This window comes from Chromobacterium sp. FG22, from assembly GCF_057809415.1.
On record NZ_JBMDJX010000012.1, the window covers coordinates 100,880 to 119,461 of the forward strand.

The window sequence follows — 18,582 nt, forward strand, 5'->3', positions numbered from 1 at the left end:
ATGCGTTGGCGCGCTCAAGGCTGGGGCGGCTCCAGCGGCGCGGCGGCCTCCTCGCTCCGCGCGGAGAAACGATACCAATCCAGCCGCCGGGTCAGCGTCATGATGGCGGTCAGCGCGGCGAAGAGCAGCAGGCTGCCCAGCAGCAAGGCGTTGTCTTCGGACTGCAAGAGACCGTACAGCACCGCGTACAACAGGCTGATCAGTCCGGCGAAACCAAGGCCTCGTTTCCAGCCGCCCAGGATGTGGCTGACGTAGAAGCCTATCTGTCCGACGCAGGCCGTCGCCGCCAGCAGATAGGCCGGTCCGAAGCCCAGGTGCTCGGACAAGGCCAGCAGAATCAGGAAAAACATCACCAGCGCCATGCCCACCAGCACGTACTGGATGGGGTGCACGCGCAGGCTGCGCAGCGTTTCCAGCAGGAAGAAGGACAAGAAGGTCAGACCGATGAACAGCACCGCGTATTTGACCGAGCGTTCGTTCTGCTGGTACTGGTCCACCGGCTGCACCAGGCCGGTGCTGAAGGACGGCAAGGCGCTCAGGCCGGATTTGCCGTCGCTGAAGGCGGCCTGCTGGAAACGGTCGTTCAGATTATTGGCGAACCAGCTGCTCTCCCATTGCGCCTTGAAGCCCTTGGCGTCCACGCTGCGTTGCACCGGCAGGAAGTTGCCGATGAAGCTGGGGTGCGGCCAGTTGGACGTCAGGCTCAGCGTGCTGCTCTCGCCCACCGGCACATAGCTGATGCTGCGCGTGCCCTGCAAATTGAGTTGGAAGGCGAACGGCAGCGTCTGCGGCTTGGCGAAGTCCAGCAACTGCGGCAGCGGCGCGTGTATGCCCTCGCTCATCCGCGGCAGACCGGCGCCAGCCGCGAACGGATGCGGCTTGCCGCCAGCGCTCAGCTGCGGCACTTTGCCGATGCCGCGCGGATCGCTGATGCCCACCGCCAGATAGGGGGTTTTCAGCTGAATCGACGGTTTGAGCAGCTCAGGCTGCGGCGGGATCTCGAAATGGCCGCTGAAACCGGCCTCGCTGCCGAAGATCAGCGCCTGATAAATGCCCAGCGAACGCGGGCTGACCTTGAGCTTGCCGTCCACCACCAGCTGGCGCGGCAACACATAGCGTTCCAGTTCGTGCTTGACGCTTTGCGTCTTGCCGTTCTGTTTTTCCTCCACGGTTTCCACATAGGGGATCACCAGCACCGGGCCGATCACGGTTTGCTCGCCGCTGGTGCTGGCCACCACTTTTTCCACCGCTTCTTCCTGGTAGTGCTTGCGCTCGGAAATCAGATTGCTGATCGCGCTCACCGGCACCAGCAGCGCCAAAGACAGCGCCAGCAGGATCAGTATCTTGGTCAATAAGGGGTTTTTCTTCATCGCTTGTCTCCTGGTTGCATGACGGGAGACAGCCTAAATCCAGGCGATGAAGCGAGAATGAGCCCGTGTGAAGTCTCGGTGAAGTTGGCCGAAGCCGCTCGCTATCGAAGCGGGCTCAGCCCGCCGGCAGCCACAGCCGCGCCTCGGCGCCGCCGTCGGCGTGGTTGGCCAGTTCGGCGCGGCCGCCGTGCAGCTGGGCCACTTCGCGCACCAGGCTCAGGCCCAGGCCGGTGCTCTTGCCGCTGTCCGGCCGCGGCAGCGAATAAAAGCGCTCGAACACCCGTTCCAGCGCGTAATCCGGCACGCCCGGCCCGTGGTCGCGCACGCGGAGCAGATAGCCGCCCTCTTCCGGCGCGCCGCTCAATTCGATGACGCCGCCCGGCGGGCTGAACTCCAGCGCGTTGTCCAATAGATTGGACAGCGCCTGCGCCAGCAGCAAACGGTCCGCGTTCAGCCGGGCCGGCGTCAGCCGGCAAACCAAGCTCACGCCGCGCCCGGCGGCGGCCAGCGCCTTGCCGTCCACGGTTTCCGCGATCAAGGCCGGCCAGTCCAGCGGCTGGGCGTCCGGCCGCAGCCGCGACTCCACCCGCGCCTGCCACAGCAGCCTTTCGATCAACTGCTGCATGCGCAGGCTCTGCGCCAGGATGTTGTCGACGAAGCGGCGGCGCGTGTCCGGCGGCGGGTCTTCCCGCAGCAGTTCGCCGGCGCCCCGTATCGCCGCCAGCGGGCTTTTCAATTCATGGCTCAGCGTATGCACATAGCCTTCCACATAGGCCTTGCCCTCCAGCTTGCGCCGCATCGCCTCCACCGCCAGGCCCAGGCTGTCCAGTTCCGGGCTGCCCAGCCGCGGCACATTGGCCGGCTGGCCGGCCGCCACCGCCTCGGCGTAGCCCACCAGCCGGCGGATGGAGCGGTTGATCCACCACACCATCACCGCGCCTATCAGCAAGGCCGCGCCCAGCAGCGCGCCGCCGGCCAGCATGATTTTGCGCTCGCTGCGGCGGATCACCGGCTCCATTGTCACATTGGGCTTGGACACGGTCAGCGAGCCGACGATGCGACCGTCCAGGCGCACCGGCGCGGCCACGTGCATCACGCTGCTGTTTTCGTCGTCCGGCCTGCTGCGGGTGCTGCGCGCGCCGTATTCGCCGCGCAGCGTGCGGTAGACGTCGTTCCAGCGCGAGTAGTCCCGCCCCAGATCGCGGCCGCTGGAGTCGAATATCACCACGCCGCGCGCGTCGGTGACGTAGACGCGGAACTCCATATTGTTTTTGACGATGCCGGAAATATTGGCGGCGATGGGCGGCCGCGCCTTATCGCGGAAGGCGCGGGCCAAGCGTCCCTTGGCGATGTCGCCGTTGGCCAGATCGGCGGCGGCGATGCCGGCCAGCACATTGGCGCTGTCCACCAGCGTGCCCTCGGTGGCGCGCCGCACGCCCGGCTTCACTTCCTGGGTGAAAATGGCCAGCACGAACCAGCCGGCCACCGCCACGATCAGGAAATAGCCGAGGAACAGCCGCAGGCCGAAGCGCATCTCACTCGCCCAGGCTGTAACCCAGGCCGCGGTGGGTCTGGATGGGCTGGGCGTCGGGGTCGATGTCGCGCAGCTTGGCGCGCAGGGTCTTGACGTGGGTGTCCACGGTGCGGTCGAAGCTGTCCTCGGCGTCGCGCCACACCCGCTCCATCAGCTGCTGGCGCGAAAACACCCGGCCCGGCTCCGCCAGCAGGGTTTTCAGCAGCAGGTATTCGTAGCGGGTCAGGTTCAGCTTGCGGCCGGCGAAATGGACGCAGGCGCGCGCCTCGTCCAGTTCGAAACCGGCGGGCGCCGGCGCGGCGGCCGGCGCCTGGCCCTTGGCGTAGCGCCGCAGGATGGTGCGCGCGCGGGCGCTGACTTCGCGCGGCGAAAACGGCTTGGCCACATAGTCGTCGGCGCCGATCTCCAGGCCGATGATGCGGTCCATTTCCTCGCTACGCGCGGTCAGGAACATCAGCGGCACATCGGCGCGCTCGCGCAAGCGGCGGCACAGGTCGAAACCGTTGATGTCCGGCAGGCCCACGTCCAGGATGCACAGCGCCGGGACGGCCCGCTCCAGCCGCTCCAGCAGCGGCAGGCCGCGCTCGAACCACTCGACGTCGAAGCCGTCCGTCTCCAGCGTGTAAATCAGGGTGTCGGCGATGCCGGCCTCGTCCTCGGCCAGCCAGATCAGCGGCCTCATGGCCGCGCCGGCGCCAGCCTGTGCGGCAACAGCCGCAGCGCCTCGGCGTTGGACGGCGAAAACACCTTGTCGGCGGCCGCGTCCCACGGCAGCCAGAGCTGGGCCAGATGCTCGCGCGGCGCCAGCGTCACCGTCTGCGGCCGCTCCAGGCACAGGCCGAACACATGCTCGTCGTTGTGGGTGACGCCGTCCGGATAACGGTGGCGCCAGTGCGGATAGATTTCGTAGCGGTTGACCAGGCCCCAGTCGCTGAGCCGGGCGTCGTCACGCGCCAGGATCAGGCCGGTTTCCTCGGCCAGTTCGCGCAGCGCGGTGTCGCGCAAGGCTTCCTCGCCTTCGCGGCTGCCGGTCACGGATTGCCAGTAGCCGGGCTTGTCGGCGCGTTCGATCAACAGCGCCTGGCCGTCCGCGGTGTGAATCACCACCAGCACCGACACCGGTTGTTTGTCGCCCATCAGCGCTTGCCTCCGTTGGCCGGGCTCTGGCTGGCCAGCAAGCCGGCCAGCTCCACCGCGGATTTGACGCCCATCTTGTCGAACACGCGGGCGCGGTGCACTTCCACCGTTTTCATGCTGATGGTCAGTTCCTCGGCGATCTGCTTGTTGAGCTTGCCGGTGAGGATCAGCTGCATCACTTCGCGTTCGCGGTCCGTCAGCAAGGACAGCGCGGCGGACACCTTGCTGCGGCGGCCGTGCAGCAGGCGGTTCTGCTCGTCGCGCAGCACCGCGGCCTCGGCACGCTCCAGCAAGCGCTCGTCGTCGAAAGGCTTTTCCATGAAATCCAACGCGCCCAGCTTCAGCGCCGCCACCGCGTGCGGCACGTCGCCGTGGGCGGTGAGCATGATCACCGGCGGACAGTAAGGCCAGCCGGCCAGTTTTTCCAGCAGCATGATGCCGCTCATGCCGGACAAGCGCAGGTCCAGGATGATGCCGTTGAAGTCGCCGCCGTCCGGGCAGGCCAGAAACTCCTCCGCGCTGTCGAAGCCGCTGGCCAGATAACCCTGGCCGTCCAGCAGCCATACCAGCGACTCCCGCACCGCGGCGTCGTCGTCTATGATTGCCAAGCGTTTGCCTGCCATGGCGGCGTCTCCCCTGCCTTAGTCTTGCGGCTTATCGTTGAGAATGCGGATTTCCCGCTGCGGGAACGGCATTTGTATGCCATGTTGCTGGAACAGCCGCCAGATTGCCATATTCAGATCGGATTTCAAGCCCATGAAACCGTTTTCCGGGTCCGCCACCCAAAAGCCCAGCTCCAGATTGATGCTGCTGTCGGCAAACAAGGTGACGAAGCCGCGCGGCGCCGGGTCCTGCACAATCCGCTGCTGTGTGCTCGCCGCCTGTTGCAGCAGCGCCAGCGCCTTGTCCAGATCCGTGCCATAAGCCACGGACACCGGCAAGCTGGTCCACATGCTCTTGTCGGAATAGGACTGGTTGACCACGGTATTGGTCATCAGTACATCATTGGGAATCAGCGCCTCGGTGCCGTCCGCGCCCTTGAGCACCACGTAGCGGGAAGTCATCTTGGTCACGTAGCCGACGCGGTTCTCCACCATCAGCCGGTCGCCGATGCGGATGGAGTGGTCCAGCAGAATGATGAAGCCGGACACGAAGTTGCTGGCGATCTTCTGCATGCCGAAGCTCAAGCCGAACACCATCGCACTGGCGAACATCGACAGCACGGTCAGATCGATGCCCACCACCGGCAGCGCGATCAGCACCACCAAAACCAGCAATATCGTGCGGGTCAGTTTGGCCATGACGATGCGCAGGCTGGGGTCCAACTGCTTTAGATTCAGCAAGCGGGATTCGATCAGACGGCTGACCCACAAGGCCACCATCACGATGATGGACACCCACAACAGACCGTTGAGTATGGTCAGCATATTCAAACGAGTCTTGCCCACCGAGAACGACATCGACTCCAGCCACTCGATCACCACCATGTCGAAGCCGATGGCCCAGCTGACAAAGCCCAGCCACAGCACCGTGGCCAGGAAATGCTCGGTATGGCGTTCGAAACGTCCCTTGGGCAGCGCCTGACGCACCACCGCGCAGCACAGCCGGATCAGGGTCAGCCAGAACAGCATCGCGCTCAGCAAGTGCAGCACCATCGCGCGCTCGTGCAGCAGATGCACCCAGGCGGAGCGGGACAGCATCACCAGCGCCTGCGCCGCCACCGGCAACACCAGACGGAAGCCCACATAGGGCAAGAAGCGCTCATAGCGCTCCGGATTGTGATCGAAAAACTGTTTGAAGGCGAAACGGGCCAGATAGAAAGCGATGAACACGCACAAGACGCCTATCGCCGACTCCATCAGGCCGGACGGGGTTTGCAAAATATCCAGCAAGGCATCGAAGTCGATTTCTTCACGCTTGAACAGCAATGTGGTTTCTCCCAGAGTTGGTTTGCTCGGTTTTCAAAGCACCGGCTCAAAGTCTAGCGAGCAGAAGCGGGGCCGCCGCCAAGGGCGGACCGACGCGCCGCTCGCCTTGCGACGGAGCGTGAACCGGTTTCTAAACATCAAAGCGCCTGGCCGGCGGCCGCGCGCTCCTGCTCCATATCCATCAGCCGGCCCTCGTTCAGCCGCAGCGTGCGCTGAGTGCGCGCCGCCAGCTCCAGATCGTGGGTGACGATGATCAGGCTGGTGCCCAGCGTGCGGTTCAGCTCCAGCATCAGATCGAAGACCTGCTTGGCGGTGTGCACGTCCAGATTGCCGGTGGGCTCATCCGCCAGCAGGCAGGCGGGCCGGGTCACCAGCGCGCGCGCAATCGCCGCCCGCTGACGCTCGCCGCCGGACAGTTCGCCCGGTTTGTGCTGCAAGCGCTGGCCCAGGCCCACGCGGCCCAGCATCTCGCCGGCCTCCCGCTCGGCCTGCTTGCGCGGCATGCGGCGGATCAGCAGCGGCATCATCGCGTTTTCCAGCGCGCTGAATTCCGGCAGCAGATGATGGAACTGATAGACAAAGCCCAAGGAGGCGTTGCGCATCCGGCCGCGCTCCGACTCGGACATCGTCGCCAGATCCCGCCCCAACACCTCCACGCGGCCCTGGCTGGGCGTGTCCAGCCCGCCCAAGAGGTGCAGCAGCGTGCTCTTGCCGGAGCCGGACGCGCCGACGATGGCCAGGCTGGCGCCCTTCTCCACCGTCAGGCTGACATCGGACAACACCGTCAGCTGCAGCTTGCCTTCGTTATAGGACTTGCCCAGCCCTTGGCACGACAACACATTACTCATAGCGCAAGGCCTCCGCCGGTTGCGTGCGCGCCGCGCGCCAGCTGGGGTACAGCGTGGCGAACAAGGCCAGCAGCAGGGAAATCAGGGTGATGGTGGACACATCGCCCCACTGCACGTCGGACGGCAGGTAGTCGATCATATACACCTCGCTGGACAAAATCTTGCTGCCGATGACGCGTTCGATCAGCGGCACGATCACGTCCAGGTTCAAGGCGATCAACACGCCCGAGGCCACGCCGGACAAGGTGCCCAGCACCCCGGCCACCGAACCCTGAATCATGAAGACTTTCATGATGCTGGCCGGCGACGCGCCCAGGGTGCGCAAAATGGCGATATCCGCCTGCTTGTCCGTCACCACCATCACCAGCGTGGACACCAGATTGAACGCCGCCACCGCCACGATCAGCGTCAGGATGATGGTCATCATCCTTTTCTCGATCTGCACCGCGCGGAAGTAATTGGAATTGGTGTCGGTCCAGTCCGTCACCAGGTTTTGCGGCAGCTTGGCGCGCAACGCCTGCTTCACCGCGGGCGCCAGCATCGGATCGTCCAGCTTGAAGCGCACGCCGCTGACGCTGTCCCCCATCCGCGACAACACCTGGGCGTCGCGCAGGTTCACCATCGCCAAGGAGGAGTCGAACTCGAACATGTCCACCTTGAAGATGCCCACCACGGTGAACTGCTTGGAACGCGGCAACATGCCCGCCGGCGTGATCATGCCCTGCGGCACGAAGAGCATCACCTTGTCGCCCAGGCCCACATTGAGCTGGCGCGCCAGCTCCGCGCCCAGCGCCACGCCGAACTCGCCGGGGCGCAAATTCTCCAGCTTGCCGGTCACCATGTGCTGGCCCACGTCCACCACCTTGTCCTCCAGCGCCGGTTCGATGCCGCGCACCAGGCCGCCGCGCACATTGCCGTAAGCGGTAAACAGGCCCTGGCTGTTGACGAAGGGCGCGCCGGCCAGCACATGCGGCTGCGCGCCGCCCAGCTGGGCCACCTGCCGCCAATGATCCAGCCGGCCGTCGTAAGTGCTCACCTCCAGATGCGAGGCCACGCTCAGAATGCGGCCGCGGATTTCCTTCTGGAAGCCGTTCATCACCGACAGCACGATGATCAGCGCGGCCACACCCAGGGCGATGCCGACGATGGAAATCAGGGAAATGAAGGAAATGAAACCGTTGCGGCGCTTGGCCCGCAGATAACGCAGGCCGATAAAGGCTTCAAAAGGCCACTGCATCAAAAAAGCTCCTTTCCGGAGCGAGTCGCGGGCTCGCCGCGCGTAGCCCGAGGGGGTGGATGAAAACGGCGCTCAGCGCCCTTGATAAGGGTTGTGCAGGCTTTGCATCACCTGCACCAGGAAATCCTTGACCTGGCCTTCGTCGCAGCCCATCAGCACCGCATCCTCCAAGGCGTCCTGCGCCAATTGGGCCAGCTCCTCCAGGTTTTCCTGCATCACTTTCAGCTTCTCCACGCAGGCCACCACATTGCCTTGCGGGTCTTTCCACACCGGTATGTCCACTTTCAATGCCATCGTTTCGCTCCAAAGCACATTGCCCGCAACGCGGGCAATGTTGTTCCTGCATCCTTATCAGCTTAAGCCGCCAATCAACGCTTGGCTTTTTTCTTGGCGCCGCCGGCCGCCTTGCCGCCCTTCTTGGCCGCGGCTTTGCCGCCGCTCTTGCCGGACTTCTTGGCTTCGGCCTTGCCGCCCTTCTTGGCGGAGACCTCCGGCTTGCACTTCTTGCCCTTGCGGCACTTCGCCGCCGGAGCGCTTACCACCGCGGCCTTGCGCGTCGGCGTCGCCACGGTCAGATCGTCGGAAGTGTCCGCCGCCTGCGCCGCCGTGCTGCGGTTCACCCGTCGCGCGCCGTTGAAGCGGCCGTTCCAGTAACTCTGGTTGATATTGGCCACTTCGATATTCTTGCCGGTGCGCGGCGCGTGGATGAATTTGCCGTTGCCCATATACATGCCGACATGGGAATAACTGAAGCCGCGGGTATTGAAAAAGACCAGATCGCCGGGCACGAGTTCGCTGCGGTTGATGGATTTCCCAACGCGGGCCATTTCAGCGGAAGTGCGCGGCAGATTCACTTTCAAGGACTTTTGAAACACATAGCGGATGAAGCCGCTGCAATCCAGGCCGTTTTCCGGCGAGTTGCCGCCGAAACGATAGGCCACGCCCAATAGGCTCATGGCTTGCAACAACAAATCCCCCACCGCGTCTTCCGCGGGGGAGGAGAATTTCGAGATGGGGTCGTCCTGGCCAGACTGCGCGCTAGCTTCCGCCGCGGGGCGCCCTTCCGGAGGGGCCTTTTCCGGCGCCGCTTCAGCGAATACCATAAAGCCCGCCAGCACCAGAGTCATTAAGCGGAGTTGCAATTTCATAGGCCGAACTCTATCGGACGGGGGCGGTAGTGTAAAGCCGCAGGCAGGCCGTTTCCAGCGCTTTGGGCCGGCCCGCTTGAACCTTGGACGAGACAGCCGGCACTAATGGCGTACAATCCATCGCACTGGCATGGCCGGCGGCGAAACCGCGCGGCGGGACGGCGCCGGCGCGCCTGGACGGCAAGCCTTTGTTTTTGAGCGAAAACCCAATGCCCACAAGGCAGAACCGATGCTGAGAGAAACCCTGATCGCCATGCGCGACCTGCCGCGACTGAAGGAAATCAGCGGCATTCTGATCCGTCACGGCCTGGGCGAATTCGCCCAAAGGCTAAAATTACCGCGCGCGGTGGAAAAGGCCGGCCAATGGCTGAACCTCAACCTGCCGGAGGCGGAAAACCGCCCGCCCACCCCGGTGCGCGTGCGCCTGGCCTTTGAAGAGCTGGGCCCCACCTTCATCAAGCTGGGCCAGATTCTCTCCACCCGCGTGGACGTGTTCCCGCCGGACTGGATCGCCGAGTTTGAAAAACTGCAGAACAGAGTGCCGCCGGTGCGTCCGGAAGCGGTGCGCCGCCTGGTCAAGGCCGCGCTGGGCGACGAGCCTGAAAACGTGTTCGCCCACTTCGACTTCAACCCCATAGGCTCCGCCTCCATCGCCCAGGTGCACCGCGCCACCCTGCACGACGGCAGCGACGTGGCGGTGAAACTGCGCCGCCCCGGCATTGTGGACAAGGTGGAAGCGGACCTGCGCATCCTCAACCACCTGGCCGGCCTGCTGGAACTGGAATTTCCCGACGTGCGCCGCTTTCAGCCGGTGGAAATCGTCGGCCAGTTCGCCCGCTCGCTGAAGCGGGAAATGGACCTGGCGGTGGAAGCGCGCAATTCAGAACGCTTCGCCCGCGACTTCGCCGACGATCCGGAAGTCCAGGTGCCCAAGGTCTACTGGGACTACACCAACGCCGCCGTCAACGTGCAGGACTACATCGCCGGCGTGCCGGCCGCCCGGCTGGAACAACTGGCCGACAGCGGCCTGGACCCGGTGCTGCTGGCCCAGCGCGGCGCGGACGCGGTGTTGAAGATGATCCTGATCCACGGCTTCTTCCACGCGGACCCGCATCCGGGCAACGTCTTCTTCCTGCCCGAACACCGCATCGCCTTCATCGACTTCGGCATGGTGGGCCGCATCAGCCACGGCCGCCGCGATGAAATCGTCGATCTGCTCGCCGCCGTGGCCAACCGCGACGAAGCCGGCATCATCGACGTGTTGATCGAATGGACCGGCAACACCCCGGTCAACGAACGCCAGTTCGCCCACGACGTGGGCGAATTCCTGTTCCAGTACGAACACGTGCCGCTCAAGGGCATCAACATCAGCCAGCTGATCGCCGACATCATGGCGCTGATCCGCGACCACTCCATCCTGCTGCCGCCGGACATGGCCATGTTGTTCAAGGCGCTGATCACCCTGGAAGGCCTGGGCCGCCAGCTGGACCCGGATTTCCAGCTCATCGCCCACATCACCCCCTTTGTGCGCGAGCTCTCCATCGCCCGCTACCACCCGGCGGCCCTGCTCAAACGCGGCCGCCACTCGCTGGGCGAAGCGCTGGCCATGCTCTCCAGCCTGCCGCGCGACCTGATGCGCATGGGCAAGGACATGCGCCACGGCAAGTTCCGCGTCAATCTGGACCTGCAGCGGCTGGACAGCTTCGGCCGTCAACTGGACCGCAGCACCAACCGGCTGACCATGGGCATCGTCACCGGCTGTCTGATCATCGGCTCCTCCATCGTGATGACCGTCAACGCCGGGCCCAAGCTGTTCGGCCTGCCCTTCTTCGGCTTCGTCGGCTTCATGCTGGCCATGTTCAACAGCGTGTGGCTGGTATGGGCCATCTGGCGCTCCGGCAAGGAATTGTGACATGAGATCGAAACAGAAAACCCTATTGGCGGTCGCGCTGCTGGGCCTCGCCGCGGCGGCCAACGCCGCCGACGTGATCACCCTCAACTGGCGCGACGGCGACGAAGTGGCCGCCGCCTTGCGGCCGCAACTGCGCGACGGCGAAAAACTGGGCGCGCTGGGCAACCAGCTGATCCTGGACGCCCCGCCCGGCCGCAGCGCGGAGCTGCGCCGGCTGATCCGCCAGCTGGACGTCAAATCCTCGTCCCTGCTGGTGGAAGTGGCCCAGGACGGCGTCAGCCGAGAAAGCAAATCCGCGGTGCAATTGGGCGGCCAGGTACAGGGCGGCGGCTACAGCATCAGCACCGGCAAGCCGATGACGGTGCGCCCCGGCAGCCAGGTGGTGATTGCCGGCGGCGCCAGCCAGTCCAACACCCGGCTGCAGGCCAGCCAGGCCTTGCGCATGCTGGACGGCAAAACCGGCTTCATCGAGATCGGCAGCAGCCGGCCGCTGCCCTGGCTGATGTTCGGCCCTGACGGCCGGCCGGTGGTGGGCGTGCGCTACCAGGACGCCGTCACCGGCTTCTACGCCCGGCCGCGGCTGCACGGCCAGCGGGTGACGCTGGAACTGGCCGCCAGCCAGCAAGCCTTCAACGGTCAGAATCTGGACAGCGCCAAATTGGCCACCACCGTGGAAGGCGCGGTGGGCGAATGGCTGACCGTGGGCGGCATAGGCCGCGACCAAAGCGGCCAGGAAACCGTGCTCATCGGCGTCAGCCGCAGCAATGTGCAGCTGGAGCGCAGCATCAAGGTGCGAGTGACGCCGGCGCAATAAGAACCTGTTTACGATCTGCTGCGCGTCGTGAGACGTGGCACGGTGAGTACGCCTTCGAAATACTCATGTACCACCTGTACATTCCGCTTTCTCAGCCGCAACGCCTTGTCTCGCCTTAGCTCGCGAGATCGTAAACACGTTCTAAGCGCCTACTCGGCGGGAGGCAGCCCGCGCTCGCTGTCCGGCATCTCTCCGCGGCCGCCACGCGGACCGCGCGCGACCCGCCCGCCGCCGCGGGAAAGCGTCCGCGGCGAATCATAGGCCGAGGCCGGGCGCTCCAACCTGGCCTCCAGCGCCCCGCCGCGCCAAGTCCACAGCATCGCGTTCAAGCGATTGCGCGCCTGACGCGCCCGCCATGCGCCGCCGTCCTCGTCCACCGTCATCGCCCCCTCCTGATTGCAGCTGGCCACCAGCGTCCAACTGCGCACCCGGTAGTCGCGCACTTGCAGCAGGCGGTAAGCCGGCGCGCATTCCGCATCGTCCGCGCGCAACAGCACCAGCGCGTCCTCGCCGACGACGCGGGCGTCCGCGATGCGCACCCGGCGCCATTGCGCGTCCAGCGGCGCGACCAGTTGGCGATCATAGAATTTCAGTTCGAAGCGCCCGCCCAGCGAAGAGCGCAGCACCAGATGGTTGCCGGCCAGCGGCACATCCTGATGCACGAAAGCCAGCGCTTCCTGCAGATCCAGCCGGCGTTGGAGCGAACCATCGGCGGAACGCTGCTGCGAACAGGCGGACAAGACCAGCAACAACGGCACGGCCCAGGCAAAGCGGCGAATCCTCGTCATGCCAGCCCTTTCGCGGCATGGTTGCTGATCGTTCAATACTACCACCAATATTTCCAGCCCCGCCCGCCACCCCGGGTCCGCGCACCTCGGTCCGGGCGAAGCGCCGCGCTTGCCTAGCACGCCGCGAGCCGGCAATAATGCGCCCGTGCTTGAGATTACAGGCACCGGGATTGAGAGCCCGTTCTGCAAAGATTCCCGGTTGTTCAGCGCAACCGGCGCCATTGCTGCGCCCATTTTTCGGCAAGCCGTGGCGGGGAGGCCTTCATGGTCTGCCGGGTCCTTTGCGCCGGTCTCTCAACCCTGTCACGTGCTCGCCATCCCGAATGAGAGCGGAGTCGCGGGCATGAACCTCGCAAAGGAGCCTCTTCATGAAACGCAATCACCCCCTTCGCCGCCGTTATCAGCCCGATCCCCAACCCCTGCCTTACCATGCGCTGCCCTTCGCCGCGCAACTGCCCGGCCAGGCCCGGCCCCACTACTGGACAGTGCCGCCGCTGGCCGATCGCCGCCAAGCCTATCTGCTGGGACGGGAGTACGCGGGCCATTACCTCGTTTTCCTGCAAGACAACCCCGGCAGCGCGGATCGCTTCCTGCTGGCGCGCATTGCCGAAGACGTCGACTTCAGCGCCCCGGACGCGGCCAGCGCTTGCTGGACCGGCTTCTTCCATCTGATCGAGCAAGTGCTGACGCAAAGCATCGCGCCGCTGGACGTGTTCGAGTACATCGACCGGCTCAACACCTACGAGGCGGCGTTGCAGCGCCTCTTGCATCAAACTCCGCCACAAACTTAATATGTGCACAAAAACAAACCGCTTTCCCCATCGCATCGGCGGCCTAGCCGCGGGCTCGCTTAGTCCGCAAAGCGACAGTCTTTCCGGCTTGCGGGCGGCAGGCCCGCCGATGGCAATTCCGCAACAAGCCGCGGCTAAAACAAAGCAATCTCAGGCTTAATTTGCGGTGGAAGCGACATTTCGACCGGTCCCCGGCTTAATATGGACAGTCAATTCATTTTGCATAAACAAGCGACGCCCGCCATGCGGCTTGGCGCGGCGTTGGCGGAAACCATGGCAGCTCTTTTATTTTGAGGATGATGAATATGCGCACTATATGCGTAGGCTTGTCGGCTTTGTTGGCGGCTCAACTCGCAGTGGCGGACCCGATACCGGAAGAAAACGGCTTCTCCGGCAGCATCGGCCTGGGCGTGGGCGGCAACCGCGTCAAATCCAACCTCTTCAAGGGGGACAAAAACCAAAGAACCAACAGCCTGAACAGCGCGCCGGAGTCCCATAACGACTCCTTCGCGCTGCCAGTGCTGGATCTCAGCTACACCTTCGCCGCCAGCCGCACCCAGATCGTGTTCGACAGCCAGATTCACGACCCGCTGGGCATGGACGACACCCTGGAACTGGGCGTGCGCCAGCAAGTGGGCAACAACGGCATCGTCTCCGCCGGCCTGCTCTACGGCGGCCTCAGCAAAAACACCTGGACCGATCCCTACGCCGTGGGCGTGGACCGCGACGGCACCAAACGCAAATCCACCGGCCTGTTGCTGGGCTGGGAAAACATCATGGGCACCGGCTTCAAGGCCCAGCTGACCCAACGCAACATCAAGATAGACGACGAGCGCAGCGGCCAAAGCGTGGCCGGCCTCAGCGCGGCGGACCGCGCCACGCTGAACCGCAACGGCGACGCCACCTTGTTGAAAGCGGGCTATGAATGGGCCTTCGCTCCCAATCAAACGCTGACCCCGGGTCTAAGCTGGGGCAAGGACAAGCTGGACGGCGGCGCGATGAGCAACAAGAGCTACGGCCTGAGCCTGGACTACGCCTACAGCAGCGACCTCAACACCCTCAGCGCCGGCCTGCAATTCCGCAAACAGCGCTTCGACCAGAGCAACCCGCTGTTCGGCAATAAAAAAGCCGACAGCAACGCCTACGCCGTCGATCTCAACTACCTGCGCCATCAGCTGTTCGGCGAGAAAGCGCTGTCCGCCTTCGTCAGCGCAGCCTACGGCAAATCCAACGCCGACATCAGCTTCTACGACGCCGAAATCCGTTCGCTGGGCGTAGGGCTGATTTACTCGTTCTAAAACCACCACGCGCCCCTGGCTGTTAAAGGGGCGCGATGCGGTGGGCCTTACTCCGTCATCAAGTGATAGAAGGGCTCCTCGCGCAAAGCCTGGCTTTGCGCATCGCCGCCCTCCCTACCGCTGCGCAATTCATTGCGGTAACTGGCGTAGCGCCAGTGTTCAGGACGGACATCGGACTCCGGATGCTGGCCCGGCTCAATGCCGTGCTCGGCCAAAGTCGTTTCCAGGCGCTCCACAAACTGGCGCACCAGGCTCAAACCCTGCGCGCTGTAAAGAGAATCCGCGCCATCGGGCTTCACGTACAAAGTCAACTGCGCGCCCGCCCCTACTCTGGCCTCCGGCTCCACGCGCGCCATATCCGTCACTTTCCATTTATCAATCGGGCTGGACTCCGAAAACAACAAGCCGGACAGCGCTTGAAACGCCTGCGGCACCAAGTCCCGCTGCACGCTGAGATGGAATTTATCACCGGCGAATTCACCCTGATTCTGCGCCTGCTCGCGCCGGGCATGCATGAACACATCCTGCCCGCCGCTGCTCAACATAAAGCCGTGGCTCATGCAGGCGAAACCGCTTTGCCGCATGCCGGCATAATCCGGAGCGTGCTGGGCCTCGCGAAAATCAGCGGGCGGCATCGCCCGCAGTTGCTGACGCAAGCCTTCCATATTGGCGCGAAGATGATCTGCGCTGGACTGCGCTGGCGCACTGGCGGCAGGCGCTCCCATATTCAAAGGAGGGAGATTCAGTTTAAGGCCGGGGCGTTGAATGGGCATGGTGGGAGCACACAGGGAAAAGCGCAGATGCGCGATGCCGGTACTTTCGCATGGGCTCAGGAGGGCGAGCTTGCAAAAACTGTTCAGCCTTTTGGGATGAATTCACACCTCAACGGCTATGCTTGCGCCTTGATCTGTAAACCATTGAAAACAATGATCAAGGCAAGCAAAAATCCGTAAACGCGGGTTGCTTTATTATTTACAGTAAAATATGAAATACCACTACCACCATCTTGGATAATTGAAAAAAGAATTATATATCGCGGCACGCGCATCGTCTGTTAGCAACTCCTTCCCTGATGACATCACCTTGCCACCATCAAGTCCCTCTTTACTAAAAGACCACTCTAAAAGTCCAGCATTATAATCAATCTCAAGCCTGAAATTATTCTCAATATCAGACAAGCATGCCATCCGGCCAGTACCCAAATTTTTGACAAAACCATCAAAACACTGACACTCAATCCACATGGCCATATTTACATTTAAATCAAATCCGAATTTACTTGAAATCAATGACACAACAAATTTCACCGAAGGAAGATGATCGTCAGCCTCCTGCAAGTCAAACAACACCCTTACAGGAGTTGAAATTTCAATATCCATTTAATTACTCCCCAAATAACGCGCATGAATAACTGTAGGAAGCTTCCCGATCGCGCGCGGTGGTTTAATTTCTAATTATCAGCCATCTATCGTCACTCCTCTAGTTGACAGCCTGCACATAGTCAAACAACAACACATTAACGAGGCTCGCATTCAGAACAAAGCGTTAGCAACAACCTTCGTGATAAAAACTAGGCTTTACAAGCCTTGCAGACGAATCAACCACACGTCAAATAATAAACATAATCCTCACCAGCAACCCCAATAGACAAACTCGACTCTTTTAGCAAATCAACAGCAACCACCTTATCAATAGGGTACTCCACATAAAACTCAGGATCGTTCACCTGATCACCATGCAATGAGACCAACACAGTCAGTGCCAAATCAGCAGAAACAGCCACTTCCTCAACAAGCTCATCTGTATCTTTATTATAAATAGACACATAACGTCCAATCATTTATCAACCTTTCTATTAGGCACTGATTTATCAAAGCTACCAACAAGGATGCAACTTTCCATTTACTCAAGCATCAATGCGCACAAACCATCACTCCCTTTTTATCAGCATCCAGCATCAATAAGCCCCTCCTTTTTAATAATCTCCAAAAATCTACGATAGGCATTCTCATCAGACTCTAACAAATCATCCAGCAATTGCTCTTCAATCATCGACCAATGATAGACCCCTTAATCTGATTAAGCCAACAAAAGATCAATCTATTTGCCATATGTAGCGTCTACAACTTCTACTTGAGAAGAGTCATAAAAAATCAAACCTCCGTGCCCTGCTGGCAACCCTAAGAAAATGCCTTCCCATCAACCCAATAAATGGAAAAAACATCAATAAAGCAATTTTGAAACACAATTTTCATACTCAGCCTTCTGTTAAAAAAATCAAACCCACAAATATTATTTAATGCTTTTATCGATATCGTCAAAATTTTTCCTGGCTTACCACTGGATCTTTGCGGAGTAGTTATCTTCATGTCCAATCTCCGTGTATGATTGATTGGACTCTAAAGTCACATGCTACTCAACACTGGGGGGCATCGTTCCCTTTACTTCCATTCTCTCGACTCAACTTACTCTTCATCCCAAATACCGACAGGCGTCACATATATAGAGTTTTTGAGAACTGGCAACCATCCCATATCTTCATAAAACATTGAGAGATCTTCAATTTTGTATACACCATCAGATACTGGCTCAAGTGAAATCAAGCAGCATCTATGATGCGTCCATGCTCCACCTGCTCCTGCAGGGGCTCGCCACTCCAACTCCTTTCTGTCCCAATCCTCAACGAGCCCAAATTTTTCATATTGCAAGCATGGGAAATGCACTTCAAAATTAATACCTATCTTACAAAGACAGAGCACATTTTGTTGCTGCACCAAGGATTGAAACAATAAATCCTCAGGGGAATTAATCATTAATTTCATTGCATTACCTATTTTTAGGGACGCCCCCACTGTAAAATGTGCCCCCCATATTTTCCTTCACACCCATTCTTACATCTCCAAATTTGAGCAATTAAAACTCACAAAAGGATTCACTCTTAATGAAAAATCATGCCTCACACCCCCAAACATAACCTCAGCACTTAAAATTTCCCCAACACCATCTCGCCTTATTTCAAAACAAGAAACACACTCACACAAGAATCGAGACATTTCGCGCCCCTGAAATTCCAAAACAACCTGAACCCACCCTGCGACCTCGCAATAAGAAAAACAACCGTAACATTATCGGCATCAGTATATCTATATGAGAAATGTAGGTCCTGCTTATTTTCTGCCACAGGATCCGACTCAAAAAACCCCAAAAGCTCAATACTATCTGGCACCGACCTAACAAACATTATCTCCCTCTCTTTTCAGAGTTGTAGTTACAAACCACCTAACTTCGCCTGACATGACCTCATAGGTAAGCTCACGCGGCCCTATGCTTTCCTACGTTTCCCTAACTCCCACCTCACTTCAAATATGAGAAATCCAATATTACACTCCGTTAATGCTACCCAATCTCTCACTTGTTTTATCAAAAATATCTTTTACAATCCGATCATCCTCTGGATGATTTTTCATGTATTTTGCACACGCAAAATTAATCAAACTCAAACAAACATCTAGACTTACAATCACTTCATCATCACCCCCATACATCGAGTTAGCGGGAGTGCCATTAATAATAATTTCGCCTCTGGGCTGAGTGATACGAGCGGCCTCAGGCAAGTAATCCATCATAGAGCCGGTTCCTCCTACGTTTGATTGCTAGGAATATTTGGCATCCTCATTGCATTTGACCCAACTGCATTTGGCGTTGTCGGCCCAACTGCCACTGCTCCCGGAAATTTGGCACCTGACGCATCTGTAAACACATCAACAGCACCACCGC

At 60.7% G+C, this 18,582-nt stretch carries 21 protein-coding genes; 5 read left to right on the forward strand and 16 right to left on the reverse strand.

The window, feature by feature from the left end:
* Positions 1–14: 14 nt before the first annotated feature.
* From creD to ACODSD_RS13760, 10 genes are all read right to left on the reverse strand, one after another.
* On the reverse strand, positions 15–1,370 hold the full coding sequence (creD, locus tag ACODSD_RS13715; protein WP_488877599.1) for a cell envelope integrity protein CreD: 1,356 nt from the start codon (positions 1,368–1,370) through the stop codon (positions 15–17).
* Between the two features lie 115 nt (positions 1,371–1,485).
* Complete coding sequence (creC, locus tag ACODSD_RS13720) at positions 1,486–2,904, reverse strand: two-component system sensor histidine kinase CreC (protein ID WP_488877600.1); 1,419 nt, start codon at positions 2,902–2,904, stop codon at positions 1,486–1,488.
* Position 2,905: 1 nt separating this feature from the next.
* Positions 2,906–3,586: a two-component system response regulator CreB gene (gene creB / locus ACODSD_RS13725; protein ID WP_488877601.1), complete on the reverse strand. Its 681-nt coding sequence runs from the start codon at positions 3,584–3,586 to the stop codon at positions 2,906–2,908.
* Entirely contained in the window at positions 3,583–4,041 is a 459-nt protein-coding gene (gene nudB / locus ACODSD_RS13730) for a dihydroneopterin triphosphate diphosphatase (RefSeq protein WP_488877602.1), read from the reverse strand. The genes creB and nudB overlap by 4 nt, the downstream gene beginning before the upstream one ends.
* The gene (locus ACODSD_RS13735; RefSeq protein WP_019100757.1) at positions 4,041–4,664 is read right to left on the reverse strand and encodes a response regulator transcription factor; all 624 of its coding nucleotides are present in this window, start codon (positions 4,662–4,664) and stop codon (positions 4,041–4,043) included. Before ACODSD_RS13735 ends, nudB begins: the two co-directional genes overlap by 1 nt.
* Positions 4,665–4,682: 18 nt before the next feature.
* Positions 4,683–5,969: a mechanosensitive ion channel family protein gene (locus ACODSD_RS13740; protein ID WP_227108322.1), complete on the reverse strand. Its 1,287-nt coding sequence runs from the start codon at positions 5,967–5,969 to the stop codon at positions 4,683–4,685.
* Between the two features lie 137 nt (positions 5,970–6,106).
* Positions 6,107–6,817: a lipoprotein-releasing ABC transporter ATP-binding protein LolD gene (gene lolD, locus ACODSD_RS13745; RefSeq protein WP_107798975.1), complete on the reverse strand. Its 711-nt coding sequence runs from the start codon at positions 6,815–6,817 to the stop codon at positions 6,107–6,109.
* On the reverse strand, positions 6,810–8,054 hold the full coding sequence (locus tag ACODSD_RS13750) for a lipoprotein-releasing ABC transporter permease subunit (RefSeq protein ID WP_488877603.1): 1,245 nt from the start codon (positions 8,052–8,054) through the stop codon (positions 6,810–6,812). Before ACODSD_RS13750 ends, lolD begins: the two co-directional genes overlap by 8 nt.
* A 72-nt stretch (positions 8,055–8,126) precedes the next feature.
* The gene (locus ACODSD_RS13755; protein WP_048415208.1) at positions 8,127–8,348 is read right to left on the reverse strand and encodes a hypothetical protein; all 222 of its coding nucleotides are present in this window, start codon (positions 8,346–8,348) and stop codon (positions 8,127–8,129) included.
* Between the two features lie 74 nt (positions 8,349–8,422).
* Positions 8,423–9,202 carry a C40 family peptidase gene (locus ACODSD_RS13760; protein ID WP_488877604.1) on the reverse strand — a complete coding sequence of 260 codons (780 nt, stop codon included), beginning with the start codon at positions 9,200–9,202 and terminating at the stop codon, positions 8,423–8,425.
* A 229-nt stretch (positions 9,203–9,431) separates the two neighbouring features.
* Between ACODSD_RS13760 and ACODSD_RS13765 the strand changes: the two genes are divergently transcribed.
* Positions 9,432–11,114 (forward strand): ABC1 kinase family protein, encoded by a 1,683-nt coding sequence (locus ACODSD_RS13765; protein ID WP_227108318.1) that lies wholly within the window; start codon positions 9,432–9,434, stop codon positions 11,112–11,114.
* Between the two features lies 1 nt (position 11,115).
* Positions 11,116–11,928 carry a hypothetical protein gene (locus ACODSD_RS13770; RefSeq protein WP_227108316.1) on the forward strand — a complete coding sequence of 271 codons (813 nt, stop codon included), beginning with the start codon at positions 11,116–11,118 and terminating at the stop codon, positions 11,926–11,928.
* A 149-nt stretch (positions 11,929–12,077) separates the two neighbouring features.
* On the opposite strand, the gene ACODSD_RS13775 is transcribed toward ACODSD_RS13770, so the two are convergent.
* Entirely contained in the window at positions 12,078–12,716 is a 639-nt protein-coding gene (locus ACODSD_RS13775) for a hypothetical protein (RefSeq protein WP_235088722.1), read from the reverse strand.
* Positions 12,717–13,084: 368 nt separating this feature from the next.
* Here ACODSD_RS13775 and ACODSD_RS13780 point away from each other — a divergent pair, with 368 nt between their 5' ends.
* Together ACODSD_RS13780 and ACODSD_RS13785 are read left to right on the forward strand one after the other, a co-directional pair.
* Entirely contained in the window at positions 13,085–13,507 is a 423-nt protein-coding gene (locus tag ACODSD_RS13780) for a hypothetical protein (RefSeq protein WP_488877605.1), read from the forward strand.
* A 305-nt stretch (positions 13,508–13,812) separates the two neighbouring features.
* Positions 13,813–14,805, forward strand: coding sequence for a DUF2860 family protein (locus ACODSD_RS13785; protein ID WP_253314256.1), 993 nt, complete (start codon positions 13,813–13,815; stop codon positions 14,803–14,805).
* Between the two features lie 47 nt (positions 14,806–14,852).
* On the opposite strand, the gene ACODSD_RS13790 is transcribed toward ACODSD_RS13785, so the two are convergent.
* The gene (locus ACODSD_RS13790; protein WP_488877606.1) at positions 14,853–15,578 is read right to left on the reverse strand and encodes a type III secretion system effector phosphothreonine lyase; all 726 of its coding nucleotides are present in this window, start codon (positions 15,576–15,578) and stop codon (positions 14,853–14,855) included.
* A gap of 27 nt (positions 15,579–15,605) precedes the next feature.
* Here ACODSD_RS13790 and ACODSD_RS13795 point away from each other — a divergent pair, with 27 nt between their 5' ends.
* The gene (locus tag ACODSD_RS13795; protein WP_488877607.1) at positions 15,606–15,758 is read left to right on the forward strand and encodes a hypothetical protein; all 153 of its coding nucleotides are present in this window, start codon (positions 15,606–15,608) and stop codon (positions 15,756–15,758) included.
* Between the two features lie 42 nt (positions 15,759–15,800).
* Here ACODSD_RS13795 and ACODSD_RS13800 read toward each other — a convergent pair whose 3' ends face one another.
* The 4 genes from ACODSD_RS13800 to cdiI all read right to left on the reverse strand — a co-directional run bounded on the left by ACODSD_RS13800 (position 15,801) and on the right by cdiI (position 18,431).
* Positions 15,801–16,184, reverse strand: a complete 384-nt coding sequence (locus tag ACODSD_RS13800; protein WP_488877608.1) for a hypothetical protein — start codon at positions 16,182–16,184, stop codon at positions 15,801–15,803.
* Positions 16,185–16,402: 218 nt separating this feature from the next.
* A complete protein-coding gene (locus ACODSD_RS13805) occupies positions 16,403–16,645 on the reverse strand; it encodes a DUF7683 domain-containing protein (RefSeq protein ID WP_141111050.1) in 243 nt (80 codons plus the stop codon).
* A 625-nt stretch (positions 16,646–17,270) separates the two neighbouring features.
* Positions 17,271–17,627, reverse strand: coding sequence for a hypothetical protein (locus ACODSD_RS13810; RefSeq protein WP_199225844.1), 357 nt, complete (start codon positions 17,625–17,627; stop codon positions 17,271–17,273).
* Between the two features lie 558 nt (positions 17,628–18,185).
* Entirely contained in the window at positions 18,186–18,431 is a 246-nt protein-coding gene (gene cdiI, locus ACODSD_RS13815) for a ribonuclease toxin immunity protein CdiI (RefSeq protein WP_488877609.1), read from the reverse strand.
* Positions 18,432–18,582 lie beyond the last annotated feature (151 nt).

What these genes read in the sequence shown, in the direction of transcription:
- creD (WP_488877599.1), bottom strand. Translation starts at nt 1,370, where the DNA reads ATGAAGAAAAACCCCTTATTGACCAAGATACTGATCCTGCTGGCGCTG.
- creC (WP_488877600.1), bottom strand. Translation starts at nt 2,904, where the DNA reads ATGCGCTTCGGCCTGCGGCTGTTCCTCGGCTATTTCCTGATCGTGGCG.
- creB (WP_488877601.1), bottom strand. Translation starts at nt 3,586, where the DNA reads ATGAGGCCGCTGATCTGGCTGGCCGAGGACGAGGCCGGCATCGCCGAC.
- nudB (WP_488877602.1), bottom strand. Translation starts at nt 4,041, where the DNA reads ATGGGCGACAAACAACCGGTGTCGGTGCTGGTGGTGATTCACACCGCG.
- ACODSD_RS13735 (WP_019100757.1), bottom strand. Translation starts at nt 4,664, where the DNA reads ATGGCAGGCAAACGCTTGGCAATCATAGACGACGACGCCGCGGTGCGG.
- lolD (WP_107798975.1), bottom strand. Translation starts at nt 6,817, where the DNA reads ATGAGTAATGTGTTGTCGTGCCAAGGGCTGGGCAAGTCCTATAACGAA.
- ACODSD_RS13750 (WP_488877603.1), bottom strand. Translation starts at nt 8,054, where the DNA reads ATGCAGTGGCCTTTTGAAGCCTTTATCGGCCTGCGTTATCTGCGGGCC.
- ACODSD_RS13755 (WP_048415208.1), bottom strand. Translation starts at nt 8,348, where the DNA reads ATGGCATTGAAAGTGGACATACCGGTGTGGAAAGACCCGCAAGGCAAT.
- ACODSD_RS13760 (WP_488877604.1), bottom strand. Translation starts at nt 9,202, where the DNA reads ATGAAATTGCAACTCCGCTTAATGACTCTGGTGCTGGCGGGCTTTATG.
- ACODSD_RS13765 (WP_227108318.1), top strand. Translation starts at nt 9,432, where the DNA reads ATGCTGAGAGAAACCCTGATCGCCATGCGCGACCTGCCGCGACTGAAG.
- ACODSD_RS13770 (WP_227108316.1), top strand. Translation starts at nt 11,116, where the DNA reads ATGAGATCGAAACAGAAAACCCTATTGGCGGTCGCGCTGCTGGGCCTC.
- ACODSD_RS13775 (WP_235088722.1), bottom strand. Translation starts at nt 12,716, where the DNA reads ATGACGAGGATTCGCCGCTTTGCCTGGGCCGTGCCGTTGTTGCTGGTC.
- ACODSD_RS13780 (WP_488877605.1), top strand. Translation starts at nt 13,085, where the DNA reads ATGAAACGCAATCACCCCCTTCGCCGCCGTTATCAGCCCGATCCCCAA.
- ACODSD_RS13785 (WP_253314256.1), top strand. Translation starts at nt 13,813, where the DNA reads ATGCGCACTATATGCGTAGGCTTGTCGGCTTTGTTGGCGGCTCAACTC.
- ACODSD_RS13790 (WP_488877606.1), bottom strand. Translation starts at nt 15,578, where the DNA reads ATGCCCATTCAACGCCCCGGCCTTAAACTGAATCTCCCTCCTTTGAAT.
- ACODSD_RS13795 (WP_488877607.1), top strand. Translation starts at nt 15,606, where the DNA reads ATGCGCGATGCCGGTACTTTCGCATGGGCTCAGGAGGGCGAGCTTGCA.
- ACODSD_RS13800 (WP_488877608.1), bottom strand. Translation starts at nt 16,184, where the DNA reads ATGGATATTGAAATTTCAACTCCTGTAAGGGTGTTGTTTGACTTGCAG.
- ACODSD_RS13805 (WP_141111050.1), bottom strand. Translation starts at nt 16,645, where the DNA reads ATGATTGGACGTTATGTGTCTATTTATAATAAAGATACAGATGAGCTT.
- ACODSD_RS13810 (WP_199225844.1), bottom strand. Translation starts at nt 17,627, where the DNA reads ATGAAATTAATGATTAATTCCCCTGAGGATTTATTGTTTCAATCCTTG.
- cdiI (WP_488877609.1), bottom strand. Translation starts at nt 18,431, where the DNA reads ATGATGGATTACTTGCCTGAGGCCGCTCGTATCACTCAGCCCAGAGGC.